The organism is Formosa sp. F44, assembly GCF_056238645.1.
In genome coordinates this window covers 728,940-742,029 of record NZ_JBWDLJ010000002.1, presented here as the reverse complement: position 1 = coordinate 742,029, position 13,090 = coordinate 728,940, and the positions used below count along the sequence as shown (strand labels likewise).

Genomic DNA, 13,090 nt, shown 5'->3' with positions numbered 1-13,090 from the left:
AAAAAGCAAAAGGATTTTCACTGCAATCCCTAACGCAAAAATCACGATAATTACAAAAAACAATCCTGTAATTATCGTGATTTTTTATGGTTATAAGTATCTTTGTAATACAACGATAAGGCACCGTTTAGTTATTAAATTACAGGGATAATATGAAGGTATATAAACGCAAAAACAGACTATCAGCTCAGGAATATATAGATGGTGTATTAAGTGGAAGTCGCGTTATACTTTCACGTGCCATTACCATAATCGAAAGTAATTTAGAAAGTGACAAAGTCATTGCTAAAGAAATTATTCAGGCTATTTTACCGCACTCTGGAAAATCCATCCGAATCGGAATTACAGGCGTTCCTGGCGTTGGAAAAAGCACCTTCATAGAAGCTTTTGGTAAGCACTTAACCAGCTTAGGCCATAAAGTGGCCATTTTATCTATCGACCCGAGTAGTCAGCGTTCCAAAGGAAGTATTTTGGGCGATAAAACGCGTATGGAAGAACTAAGCAATAACGAGAATGCTTACATTCGTCCGTCCTCTACGGGAGATACCCTTGGTGGTGTAGCCAATAAAACAGGAGAAACCATGCTCCTTTGCGAAGCTTCTGGCTACGATGTTATTTTAGTTGAAACCGTTGGTGTAGGCCAATCGGAAACAGCAGTTCATGGCATGACCGATTTCTTTCTTTTATTAATGCTCGCAGGCGCAGGAGACGAACTTCAAGGCATTAAAAAAGGAATCATGGAAATGGCCGATATGGTAGTAATTAATAAAGCCGATGGCGATAATGTTAAGAACAGTGAGATGGCACGTTTGCAATATCAAAATGCCTTACATATTTTTCCGCAACCAGAATCAGGTTGGACTCCCGTAGTTACCAAAGCCTCTTCAACCAAAAACACAGGAATAGATACCGTTTGGGAACAGGTTTTAAAATACAAAGCACTTATAGACCAAAATGGTTATTTCCTCGAAAATAGAAATCAACAAAACATAAAGTGGATGTATAACAACATCAACGAAGAATTAAAACACCTGTTTTACGGTTCGCCAGAAATTAAAAGCAAGCTTTCTGCATTAGAGCATGATGTTGTATCTTCACACATATCACCTGTAAAAGCGGCTCAATCTATTATGGAGTCTTTTAAAAAGATAAGGTGATTTAAAGCCCCCTTTTTTATGAGACTTTATCGTTGTTTAATACTTGCTATAATCTTTTTGTGTAATCAATCTATTTATGCAACCGATATAGATAAACTCAAGCAAAATCTAAAAGACTTTTATTTACTGGAAACTATTAGTGATAATGAAGTAGAAGCTTTACTTAATAGCATCTCTACAGATTTTTCTTTTCCAGATATCGATTACACCTTGCATCGCAGAAGTAATTGGACACCTAAACAACATCTTACAAGATTAGTGTCTTTAGCAATTGCTTTTGAAGATGTAAATAGTAAATATTATAACTCAGATACATTGGCTACGACTATAGTTGGCGCTTTAAACTTCTGGAGTTATAATAATTTTTATAGCGACAACTGGTGGCATTCAGAAATTGGTATTCCTCAAAACATTGGTCCTACTCTAATACTTTGCGAATCTATAATTCCTGATTCTACAATGACGAAGTCCTTAAAAATTATGGACAAGTCTAAAATATACATGACTGGGCAGAATAAAACGTGGCTTAGCGGTAATGTGTTTATGCGTGAACTCTTACGCGCAAACGACACTTTAATTCGTACTGCTGCCAATACCATTAAGTCCGTATTGATTCCATCTGCACCTTACCAAGAAGGTATTCAGCCCGATTATTCGTTCCATCAACATGGTCCCCAACCTCAATTTGGAAATTATGGTTTGCATTTTGCCGAAGACATTATTAAATGGATGTTTATTTTCAAAGAAACAGATATAGCCTTCTCCTCGCAACAAGTAGACTTAATGCGTAATCTCATGTTCGAAGGACAACAAAAAGTAGTCTATAAAGGCAACTACGAAATATTAGCAACCGGACGACAAATTTTTCCAGAATTTGTAGATGGTAAAAAATATCGCGGACCAAAATCCAAAGGTGATTTGTACCAAAGTTTAGAGAGAAAATTTAATCTTTTCGACAGCCATAATAACCCCGAACATGCTCCTAGTGAATATATACATTTTCGTAATTCAGATTATAGTTTATACAGAACAGACACCTTTTTCTCGGCCGTAAGAATGTCGTCTCAACGCGTTATCGGAGCGGAAGCTGGAAACGGAGAAAATCAACTTGGATATTACTTAGGAGATGGCACGCAGTTAATTTATCGGACTGGAAACGAATATGAAGGTATTTATCCAGTCTGGGACTGGAAAAGATTACCAGGTACGACTACAGTACAAGACACCGCTAAACTTCCCGTTTTAACTTGGGATGGTTATAAAAACAACTCCTATTTCACGGGTGGATTAAAAGGTAAAAAAGTAAGTTTTACAGCATTTAAATACCGCAGAGATAGTCTGCAAGCAAATAAATCGTACTTTTTTGTAAACAATAAAATTTACGCTCTAGGCTCCGGAATTTCTACCAATAGAAACTTTAATGTAACCACAACCGTAAACCAAAGTTTAAAACAAGGGCCAATTATTGTAAATAAAAACAAGTCGCATATCTCCTCGGTATGGCATGATAGTATTGCTTATATAAATTTAGGTAAGCAACAATTCCATGTCACACACGAGACACAAACTGGCAGTTGGAAAAGAATTTTAACTTGGCATTCCGATAGTCTTATTTCTAAGGCTGTTTTTAATTTAGAAGTGAATCATGGGCTTCAACCTACAAATGAAAAATATGCTTATGTAAGCGTGGTGGGTATATCGGAAAGCGATGTTACAAACGTAATTAAAACCGAATTGGGTAAAATAATCGCACAGACTAACAAAGTACACGCTATAAGTTTTAATAACGGACAAACCATTTCAATTAGCGCGTTTGAACCTTGTGAGATTGAAATAGGAACGCATCAGAAATTAAGACTAAAATCTCCGTGTTTACTTAGTTTAACGAAACAAGAACGAGGTTGGCTCATTGAAGCTGTAGACCCCACACAACAATTATCTAAATTATCTTTTGAAATTAGCGGTAAATATACGCTTCAGAATCAAGGAAATTCTAAAATAGAAGGAGATGTTACAGTATTTGATATCGTTACTCCAGAAAGCGTTTATGAAAAAGGAAAAACGCAGACAGTTATTTTAGAACAAAAATAACATACGGCATTCCCACACTTATAATTTAAACATAAAAAACCCCATTACTATCACACATCAGCAACGGGGTTTTTCGACAAATCAATACTTATTACTAAGCTTCTTCGTGTTCTAAATATTTCTCTAAGATTGTTATAGCTGATTTTGAAATTACAGTTCCTGGTCCAAAAATGGCAACTACTTTATGATCCAACAAGAATTGATAATCTTGCTCCGGAATAACACCTCCTGCAAATACCATAATATCTGGTCTTCCTAATTTTTCTAGTTCTGTAATTAACTGCGGAATTAATGTTTTATGCCCTGCCGCTAAACTTGAAGCGCCTACAAAGTGCACATCGTTTTCAATTGCTTGTTTCGCTACTTCTTCTGGGGTTTGAAATAAAGGTCCCATATCCACATCAAAACCTAAGTCGGCAAAACTAGAGGCTACAACTTTGGCTCCTCGATCATGACCATCTTGTCCCATTTTAGCAACCATAACACGCGGCCGTCTTCCTTCAATTTCAGCAAATTGATCGGCTAATTTTAATGCTTCTGCGAAAGTGGTATCGTTACTAACTTCTTTGCTATACACCCCACTAATTAATTTTGTATCGGCTTTATGTCTACCAAAATGCACTTCTAAAGCATCAGAAATTTCACCAAGTGTCGCAAAGTTTTCTGCGGCTTCTACAGCCAACTCTAATAAATTGCCTTTCCCCGTTCCTGCACAGTCTGTTAATGCTTTTATATTTTTATCCACTACAGCTTGATCTCTATTTGCTTTCAATTTTTTTAAACGTGCAATTTGAGAATCTCTAACCGCTGTATTATCAACTTCTAAAATTTCTATAGACGATTTTTCATTTGTTTTAAACTTATTTACACCCACTAAAATATCCTGTCCAGAGTCTAAACGTGCTTGTTTTCTTGCCGATGCTTCTTCAATACGCATTTTAGGCACTCCGGTTTCAATGGCTTTGGCCATACCACCAAGTTCCTCTACTTCTTCAATAAGTGTCCATGCTTTTTTAGCGATTTCTTGAGTTAAATATTCAACATAATAAGACCCTGCCCAAGGATCGACAGCCCTAGTCATTTGGGTTTCATCCTGTATATAAATTTGTGTATTACGTGCAATTCTTGCAGAAAAATCTGTTGGTAAGGCAATGGCTTCATCCAATGCGTTGGTATGTAAAGACTGCGTACCTCCTAATGTGGCTGCCATCGCTTCTATACATGTTCTAGCTACGTTATTATAAGGATCTTGCTCACTTAAACTCCAACCCGACGTCTGACTATGCGTACGTAATGCCATAGATTTAGGGTTCTTTGGATTGAACTGTTTTATAATTTTTGCCCACAACATACGTGCGGCACGCATTTTAGCAATTTCCATAAAATGATTCATTCCAACCGCCCAGAAAAATGAAAGTCTAGGTGCAAATTCATCAATCTTTAATCCTGAAGCCAAACCGGTTCTAATGTACTCCATACCATCGGCCAAGGTGTATGCCAACTCAATATCTGCAGTCGCACCGGCTTCCTGCATGTGATATCCACTAATGGAAATAGAGTTAAATTTAGGCATGTTATTGGTCGTGTATTCAAAAATATCTCCAATAATTTTCATAGATGGTAATGGCGGATATATGTACGTATTACGCACCATAAATTCCTTTAAAATATCGTTTTGTATCGTTCCGCTTAATTGATCTAATGCTACGCCTTGTTTTTTGGCTGCCGCAATGTAAAACGCCATAATTGGTAGCACTGCTCCGTTCATGGTCATAGATACAGACATTTTATCTAACGGAATTTGGTCGAATAAAATCTCCATATCTAATATAGAATCTATGGCAACTCCGGCTTTTCCAACATCTCCCGTTACTCTTGGGTGATCGGAATCGTATCCGCGGTGTGTCGCTAAATCGAATGCAACTGACAATCCTTTTTGTCCGGCGGCAAGATTACGTCTGTAAAAGGCGTTAGATTCTTCTGCCGTAGAAAAACCTGCATACTGCCGAATAGTCCAAGGTCTTAACGCATACATCGCACTATAAGGTCCTCTGGTAAATGGTGGCAATCCAGAAACAAATTGTAAATGTTCTGCATTGGCAAGATCTTCTTTAGAAAAATGTGTTTTAACAGGAATCCCTTCTGGAGTATTCCAAATGGCTTTATTATTTGAAGGCACTGCTTCTTGCTTTGATGCTGTGTCTAATGTTATATTTGAAAAATTTGGTTTCATGTGTTTCTTTTTTTGTTAATCAATGGTCACATGCTATTGAAAAAACCTCAGCGCGGAAGTGTTTATCAATGTCACACCGCTACTTTTTAATATGTTTCCGAACTTTTTTCTGAACACCCGAAATGGTATGAATCACATCCGATTTTATATGGATACAATCGTCTAAACCTGCTTCTTTAAGATCGTCTAAAATGGCTACAGGATTTCCGGCTAATAATAGCACTTTATCTTTATTTAATGCTCTAAATGTTTTCACATATGCTAAAGCATGCTCGTCGTAATCTGGATCTGAACTACAAATAACAACCACTTTCGATGCTGATTTTGCACTAGCTTCAGCCGCTTGCGCTGCACTCTCGTAACTTTTCTCCTGCAACACTTCGAAACCGCTTACTCCAATAAAATCGTATGCAAAAGCAGCTCTTGCTTTACGCATGGTTAAGTTTCCAAAACTTGCCAATTCTACAACTGGACGTTTGCCAGCTTCTTCTACGATATCTTCGGAAACTTTTCTAAGCGCTTCTATTTCTAAAGACGCTCGTCTAGGTGTTAATACTTTAGAATTCATTTCTCCTCCTGAAAATAGCACTTTAGAATCTAGTTTTTCCATTAGATTTGGATATTTATTTACCCCAACCATTGGCAAACGTCTCTGACTAATTAGCTTGATTTTTTTCTGACGAATCTCTGCAATTTGCTGTTGGATCGTTTCATTTTCAAAAGCTGTAAAGAAACCTCCATCCGCTTCGATTGCTTTAAATAATTCTAAAGCTTTTGTCGCTACTTTTGTACTTACTTCTTCTATATAATAAGACCCATCGACAGGATTAGCAACTTTTCCGAAGTAAGATTCCTCTCTTAATATGGTTGTAATATTGCCAGAAATCCGACTCGAAAAATCTGAAGGGTCTTTAAATTCTTTATCATAAGCATCGACTAGAATACCATCTACATTCCCAAGAATAGCCGACATGGCTTCTGTTGTAGAACGCAACATATTGGCATGTGCATCGGTCACAGATTTTGTCCAAATGGAAGTCTTAGCCGTAAGTGTAAATTTAAAATTAGACACGCCATAGGTTTCAGCGATTTTATGGACCAAACTGTTTAAAGCTCGGTATTTGCTCATCTCGACAAAATACTCAGAACCAATAGCCAACTGAATATGCAAGCGATTAAAAACAGTTTCCGCTGCGACATCCTGATCTCCTAACGCTTCAATTACGGAGACTAAAGCATTTAAAGTATACGCTACTTCTTGAACTTGATTTGCTCCAGAATCTAAAAAAGTAGTTCCTGAGATAGTAATCGTTTTAAAGTTTGAAAACTCTGCTCCCAAAGAAATTACTTTGGCTAAAGTTTCAAATATATCCGCTTCTAGAGTGGCAGTTGTTACATAATTTGAAAGGACACCAAGATCAAAATATCCGTTTAAGTTACTTTTATCGGACACATTTTTTTCGGCATACGAAAAGAAATCTGTAGCAAAATCTAAGGTATTTTCAGTTAATACAAAAGAGACTGAAATGCTGTTTAAATCAAGCCCTTTTAGTAAAGTTGCAACAGACACCTTAGATTCGATTTGAAAAACCAAACCATTTATACCCTCCTCAACGGCTTTTTGTGCTAAAGCATTACCGCTTTCTGCAGAAGCCACCACAACACATCTATAGTTTACCAATGCTTGCGCATTTTCTCCAGTGTTTTTAAGATAATCTATAGTGTCTTCCGTATTATATAAAGGTTGAATATCAATGCCGTTTAGGTTCTTCCAAACCAGTCTTTTATTGAAATCTCCACCTTTTAAATCTATATTAACTTTTTCCAACCATGCAGCTTTAGTCACTGGCATAAAATCGGAAAAAAGTGTATTATTTTTAGTAGTCATACGATGTGTATTTAGTGTGATTAAATCATGATGCTACTTCCGAATCTTTCAAAAATAGCTTTATCTAATTCTTCTCGATAATCAGGATGCGCAATGTCTCTTAAGGCTATGGCACGCTGTTTTAAAGTTTTACCAAAAAATTCTGCTACGCCATATTCTGTAACCACATATCTGGCATGCGCTCTAGTGGTAACTACGCCTGCTCCTACTCTTAAAGTTGGAACAATTTTAGAAACCCCTTTTAAGGTTTTAGAATTTATCGCAATAATAGGTTTCCCGCCCTCCGATAAAGCAGCGCCACGCATAAAGTCCATTTGTCCGCCAACACCAGACAACATTCGTGTCCCTATTGAATCGGCACAAACCTGACCTGTAATATCTATTTCTATCGCTGAGTTAATTGCGGTTACTTTAGGATTCTGACGAATCACGGAGGTATCGTTAACATACGCAATATCCAACATTTCAATCTCAGGATTATCATCCATAAAATCGTATAAGCGTCTGGTTCCCATTGCAAATCCAGATACAATTTTATAAGGATTCACTTTTTTCTGAGACCCGTTTACTATACCTTTTTCCACTAAATCTACGATTCCTTCGGAGAACATCTCCGTATGAATTCCTAAATTTTTATGATTATTTAAATAGGTTAATACTGCGTTTGGAATTCCTCCAATTCCCATCTGCAGTGTAGCACCGTCTTCGATAATTCCTGCTACATTTTTACCAATGGCTTTTTCTTCTTCCGAAGGGGCTACAAATTGCATTTCGTAAAGGGTTTCATCGACTTCTACACAAGCCGCGAAATCATTTATATTTACAATGGCATCTCCAAAGGTTCTTGGCATATTAGGGTTAATTTGTGCAATTACCGTTTTTGCATTCTCGATACCAGAAATAACAATATCTACAGACACACCCAACGAACAAAATCCGTGTTTATCGGGAGGAGATACATTTACCAGCACCACATCTAAATTCATATATCCTTCGCGAAATAAGCTTGGAATATCGCTTAGAAATACAGGAATATAATCGGCTGTGATACCAATCATTTTTCTAATATTTCCACCAATAAAGAAAGCACTTGTAGAAAAACTCTCGTTTAATTCTGGTGCGACATAACCACATTCTCCTTCGGTATGTAAATGCACAATATTTACACCTCTTAATTCTGGTGCTCTCGCCACCATCGCTTTTATAAGCGCCTGAGGCGTTGCAGAACCACCTTGAATTAAAACTCTATCTCCTGATTTAATTAATTTAACTGCATCTGCAGCAGACATTTTATTTGGTATGCTCATGACGATAATTTTTTAGATTACATTACAATTACATGTTTTATACCTCTTAAGAAAAGAAGCTTAAAATTATACCTGCAGCAATGGCCGAGCCAATAACACCAGCTACATTTGGTGCCATAGCGTGCATTAACAGATAATTATGTGGATCTGCTTTTAAACCTTCGGCATGTACTACACGCGCACTGTCTGGCACAGCCGATACTCCCGCAGCACCAATTAAAGGATTAATCCTGTTGTCTCCTTTTAAGAATAAGTTCATGAATTTGGCAAATAGCAAGCCTCCCATGGTGGCGATTACAAATGATATCGCTCCTAATCCGAAAATTAATAAGGAATCTTTGGTAATAAAGATATCCGCCTGGGTAGATGCCCCAACAGTTACACCCAAAAGAATGGTTACAATGTCTATTAATTTTGTACGTGCTGTATCTGCTAAACGTTCTGTTCTTCCTGATTCTTTTAATAAGTTTCCAAAGAATAACATTCCTAATAAAGGTAAGGCACTTGGAGAAATAAATGTTGTTAACAATAAAGCAACTACAGGGAAAATCATTTTTTCCTTTTGAGAAACTGCTCTAGGTGGTTTCATTCTAATTAAACGCTCTTTTTTAGAGGTAAGCAATTTCATGATTGGTGGCTGAATTACCGGCACCAAGGCCATATAAGAATACGCGGCAATGGCTATTGGTCCGATTAAGTTTTTAACCGTTGTACCATCGGGTAGAATATTAATTCCATTCGCTAATTTAGACGACAAGAATATTGCTGTTGGTCCATCTGCTCCTCCGATTATTCCAATAGCACCGGCTTCGGGTAAATTAAACCCAAGATAAAGTGCACCTAAGAACGTGGCAAACACTCCAATTTGAGCCGCACCTCCTAAAAGCATAAGCTTTGGATTCGCTATAAGCGAGGAGAAATCTGTCATCGCTCCAATCCCTAAAAAGATTAAGGGCGGATATATACCTTTTACAACCCCAAAATATAAATAATTTAATACAGAACCTGTCTCGTAAATTCCTGTCTGATTTCCGGCTACAAAGGGTATATTTCCTATAATAACACCCGCTCCAATTGGTATTAGAAGTAGGGGCTCGTAATCGAATTTAATACCGAGATAAATAAACACAATCCCAATAATAATCATGATGATATTTCCACCGGCGGCATTAGCAAAACCCGTGTACTGATAAAATTGTTCAATACCTCCCATCGCTTCAGAGACAAAACTTCTTTCCGAGGTTTCTTCTTGCGTTGTTAGTGAAGTGGTCGTAGTAGCTGTCGCCGAGCTAAAACTTAACCCTAAGGCGGGTCTAATAAAAACCAGCAATGATAGCACTCCAAATATTAATATTACTTTTTTCATTTTTTTATGTTTTTGCACATCATAGCACCTTCCTTAATTTAAGAACGTACTATAGATACATACCTATTCTAACTCTATCATTACTTCACTTTGTAAAACTTGTTGTCCCACGCCAACATTCACAGCGGTAACTACTCCAGATTTCTCTGAAGTAATGTTGTTTTCCATTTTCATCGCTTCAAGAACCAGCAACAAATCGCCATCTTTAACAGTGTCTCCAACTTTTACATTGAGGCTTAAAACCACACCTGGAATTGGCGCAGTAATGGTAATTTTACCCGCAGCTGCCGAAGCTGAAGTTTTTATTTTAACGGGCTCTAAAGCGGCTTTTGACGCCGTACGCACTAACGTTGGTGTTTTAACGGTTTTTAACTCCTCTTCCATCTTAACGGTGTAAGCAGTACCGTTAACTTCTAGGTCTATAGTGTTTTTTTCTTGGGAGACAATTCTGACACTATAATTATTATCGTTTATATTGAATGTGAAATTTTTCATTGTATTGTGTATTACTTAAATGTTCAAAAAAATTAACCCCAAACTACCGTTTATTGTAAACACCGTATAATTTGGAACTCCAAGGAGAGTACATTTTCCGAGCTTGTTTTATAGTTAAAATTGCATTTTCGTGATCATGCTGATCGTTTAAATGAAGGTGAACTGCCGCGGAAATAGCAGCTACAATTTCTCCAGTAAAGTCTTCGTTTGCTACAGCAGATATTTCTGAAATCTTCTTATCTGGTCCCTTAGAGATTAATTTATATGCGTATAACATTAAAGGCAATGCATACTTAAAAATTAAGGTTAAGAGAATTAAACCCGTAAACACAATGAATAATCCTGTTACTAAAATAATATAACCTTCTTCAATTGGGTCGACAGCTATTTGCTGTGTAGTCTCGATTAGTGCCAATAAATTTGCCATAATTATAGTGGGATATTTGAATGTTTTTTAGGAGGATTTACCTCTTTTTTATTCGCTAACAACTCTAAAGCTCTTACGATTCTAAATCTGGTATTTCTTGGTTCAATTACATCATCAATAAATCCATATTTAGCGGCGACATAAGGATTAGCAAACTTGGTATTATACTCGTGTTCTTTCTCTTCGATATAGTGTTGTTTCTCGTCGGCATCTTCAATTTTTCTAATATTAGATCCTTCAAGAACTTCAACAGCTCCTTTTGCTCCCATAACTGCAATTTCTGCTGTTGGCCACGCGTAGTTTAAATCGCCTCGCAGTTGCTTACAACTCATTACATCGTGTGCACCTCCATAAGATTTACGCAACGTAATGGTTACTTTAGGAACAGTAGCTTCGCCATAAGCAAATAACAATTTAGCGCCATGTAAAATGATACCTGAATATTCTTGTCCCGTTCCAGGCAAGAATCCAGGCACATCGACTAAGGTTACAATCGGAATATTAAAAGCATCGCAAAAACGGACAAATCGCGCGGCTTTTCTAGACGCTTCACAATCTAGAACGCCAGCATAATATTTAGGCTGATTAGCCACTATACCAACAGAACGACCATTAAAACGTGCAAAACCTACGACTATGTTTCTTGCATAATCTCTGTGCACTTCGGTAAACTCTCCGTTGTCTGTAAGAATAGAAATAACATCTACAATATCGTAAGGCTGATTGGCATTTTCCGGAATTATACTATTTAAGGCATCGTCTAAACGATCTATAGGATCTGTACAAGGCACTATAGGTGGCTCTTCTAGATTATTAGATGGTAAGTAGCTCAGTAATTTTCTTACTAATAATAAGTTTTCTTCGTCGTTATCTGCTAAGAAATGAGACACACCAGATTTGGTAGAATGTACTTTTGCACCTCCTAATTGTTCTGTAGTCACCTCTTCGCCTGTAACCGATTTAACGACTTTTGGACCAGTTACAAACATATAACTGGTTTTGTCTGTCATGATCGTAAAATCTGTTAATGCAGGAGAATACACTGCTCCCCCAGCACAAGGTCCTAAGATTGAAGAAATCTGAGGAATAACACCAGAAGCCATTATATTACGTTGAAAAATTTCGGCATAACCGGCAAGCGACCGCACACCTTCTTGAATACGTGCCCCACCACTATCGTTAAGTCCGATTACGGGTACACCAATTTTCATGGCCATATCCATAATTTTACAAATCTTCAAGGCATAGGTTTCGGAAAGCGAACCTCCAAACACCGTAAAATCTTGAGAGAACACATATACAATTCTACCATCTATGGTACCATGACCAGTAATTACACCATCTGATAAATAGATTTGCTTATCTAATCCGAAAGATTTTGTTCTGTGTGTAACAAACATGTCGAATTCTTCAAAACTATCATCATCTAAAAGAATATCGATACGTTCACGAGCTGTAAGTTTACCTTTAGCATGCTGGGAATCGATACGCTTTTCACCACCACCTAATTTTGCTTTCGCTCGTTTTTCAATGAGCTCGTTAATTTTTTCTTGATTTGCCATTAGTACGGGTTTTGTTTGTGTATTATTATTTTTCTTTTGAACAGAGTTCGGTAAGTACGCCTTGTGTGGATTTAGGGTGTAGGAAACCTATATTTAAGCCTTCTGCGCCTTTTCTAGACGTTTTATCTATTAATGTTACGCCACGTTCTTCGGCTAGCTTTAATGCCTCGGTAGAATCGTTTACTGCAAATGCAATATGATGCATACCTTGACCTTTTTTCGCGATAAATTTACCGATAGGGCCATCTGGCGAAGTACTTTCTAATAATTCTATTTTAGTCTGACCAACCATAAAAAAAGCAGTTTTAACTTTCTGGTCGGCAACCTCCTCAATCGAATAGCATTTTAGTCCCAATACCCCTTCGTAGTATTTTATAGACTCCTCTAAATTTTCAACTGCAATTCCTATGTGCTCAATATGTGAAATATTCATTTTTTTGTTGTTTATTACGATTAATTAATAAGGTACCCTACGAAATTACGTCTAAAATTGAAGATAATTCATGATAGTTGTCATGTAAAACGGACCCTTCAAGCTTGTAATTTCAAACGTTATAAATTACG

At 37.1% G+C, this 13,090-nt stretch carries 10 protein-coding genes; 2 read left to right on the top strand and 8 right to left on the bottom strand.

What is annotated here, in order from left to right; all coding sequences use genetic code 11:
* Positions 1-152: 152 nt before the first annotated feature.
* Together meaB and AC0UBM_RS08225 are read left to right on the top strand one after the other, a co-directional pair.
* Positions 153-1,157: a methylmalonyl Co-A mutase-associated GTPase MeaB gene (gene meaB / locus AC0UBM_RS08230; protein ID WP_475688295.1), complete on the top strand. Its 1,005-nt coding sequence runs from the start codon at positions 153-155 to the stop codon at positions 1,155-1,157.
* Positions 1,158-1,175: 18 nt separating this feature from the next.
* Positions 1,176-3,248 carry a polysaccharide lyase family 8 super-sandwich domain-containing protein gene (locus tag AC0UBM_RS08225; RefSeq protein WP_475688294.1) on the top strand — a complete coding sequence of 691 codons (2,073 nt, stop codon included), beginning with the start codon at positions 1,176-1,178 and terminating at the stop codon, positions 3,246-3,248.
* Between the two features lie 94 nt (positions 3,249-3,342).
* On the opposite strand, the gene scpA is transcribed toward AC0UBM_RS08225, so the two are convergent.
* The 8 genes from scpA to mce form a co-directional block, all read right to left on the bottom strand.
* Positions 3,343-5,481, bottom strand: a complete 2,139-nt coding sequence (gene scpA, locus AC0UBM_RS08220) for a methylmalonyl-CoA mutase (protein WP_475688293.1) — start codon at positions 5,479-5,481, stop codon at positions 3,343-3,345.
* A 79-nt stretch (positions 5,482-5,560) separates the two neighbouring features.
* Positions 5,561-7,369, bottom strand: coding sequence for a methylmalonyl-CoA mutase family protein (locus AC0UBM_RS08215; protein ID WP_475688292.1), 1,809 nt, complete (start codon positions 7,367-7,369; stop codon positions 5,561-5,563).
* Between the two features lie 20 nt (positions 7,370-7,389).
* Positions 7,390-8,676 carry an acetyl-CoA hydrolase/transferase family protein gene (locus AC0UBM_RS08210; RefSeq protein ID WP_475688291.1) on the bottom strand — a complete coding sequence of 429 codons (1,287 nt, stop codon included), beginning with the start codon at positions 8,674-8,676 and terminating at the stop codon, positions 7,390-7,392.
* A 46-nt stretch (positions 8,677-8,722) separates the two neighbouring features.
* Positions 8,723-10,042 (bottom strand): sodium ion-translocating decarboxylase subunit beta, encoded by a 1,320-nt coding sequence (locus AC0UBM_RS08205; protein ID WP_475688290.1) that lies wholly within the window; start codon positions 10,040-10,042, stop codon positions 8,723-8,725.
* Positions 10,043-10,105: 63 nt separating this feature from the next.
* Positions 10,106-10,537 carry a biotin/lipoyl-containing protein gene (locus tag AC0UBM_RS08200; protein ID WP_414036325.1) on the bottom strand — a complete coding sequence of 144 codons (432 nt, stop codon included), beginning with the start codon at positions 10,535-10,537 and terminating at the stop codon, positions 10,106-10,108.
* Positions 10,538-10,580: 43 nt separating this feature from the next.
* Complete coding sequence (locus AC0UBM_RS08195; protein ID WP_434037573.1) at positions 10,581-10,964, bottom strand: OadG family protein; 384 nt, start codon at positions 10,962-10,964, stop codon at positions 10,581-10,583.
* A gap of 2 nt (positions 10,965-10,966) precedes the next feature.
* A complete protein-coding gene (locus AC0UBM_RS08190) occupies positions 10,967-12,526 on the bottom strand; it encodes an acyl-CoA carboxylase subunit beta (protein ID WP_475688289.1) in 1,560 nt (519 codons plus the stop codon).
* Positions 12,527-12,551: 25 nt separating this feature from the next.
* Positions 12,552-12,959, bottom strand: a complete 408-nt coding sequence (gene mce, locus AC0UBM_RS08185) for a methylmalonyl-CoA epimerase (protein ID WP_414036328.1) — start codon at positions 12,957-12,959, stop codon at positions 12,552-12,554.
* Positions 12,960-13,090: the final 131 nt, after the last annotated feature.

Excerpts from the sequence above, each read along its gene's own strand:
- meaB (WP_475688295.1), top strand. The coding sequence starts at position 153 with ATGAAGGTATATAAACGCAAAAACAGACTATCAGCTCAGGAATATATA.
- AC0UBM_RS08225 (WP_475688294.1), top strand. The coding sequence starts at position 1,176 with ATGAGACTTTATCGTTGTTTAATACTTGCTATAATCTTTTTGTGTAAT.
- scpA (WP_475688293.1), bottom strand. The coding sequence starts at position 5,481 with ATGAAACCAAATTTTTCAAATATAACATTAGACACAGCATCAAAGCAA.
- AC0UBM_RS08215 (WP_475688292.1), bottom strand. The coding sequence starts at position 7,369 with ATGACTACTAAAAATAATACACTTTTTTCCGATTTTATGCCAGTGACT.
- AC0UBM_RS08210 (WP_475688291.1), bottom strand. The coding sequence starts at position 8,676 with ATGAGCATACCAAATAAAATGTCTGCTGCAGATGCAGTTAAATTAATT.
- AC0UBM_RS08205 (WP_475688290.1), bottom strand. The coding sequence starts at position 10,042 with ATGAAAAAAGTAATATTAATATTTGGAGTGCTATCATTGCTGGTTTTT.
- AC0UBM_RS08200 (WP_414036325.1), bottom strand. The coding sequence starts at position 10,537 with ATGAAAAATTTCACATTCAATATAAACGATAATAATTATAGTGTCAGA.
- AC0UBM_RS08195 (WP_434037573.1), bottom strand. The coding sequence starts at position 10,964 with ATGGCAAATTTATTGGCACTAATCGAGACTACACAGCAAATAGCTGTC.
- AC0UBM_RS08190 (WP_475688289.1), bottom strand. The coding sequence starts at position 12,526 with ATGGCAAATCAAGAAAAAATTAACGAGCTCATTGAAAAACGAGCGAAA.
- mce (WP_414036328.1), bottom strand. The coding sequence starts at position 12,959 with ATGAATATTTCACATATTGAGCACATAGGAATTGCAGTTGAAAATTTA.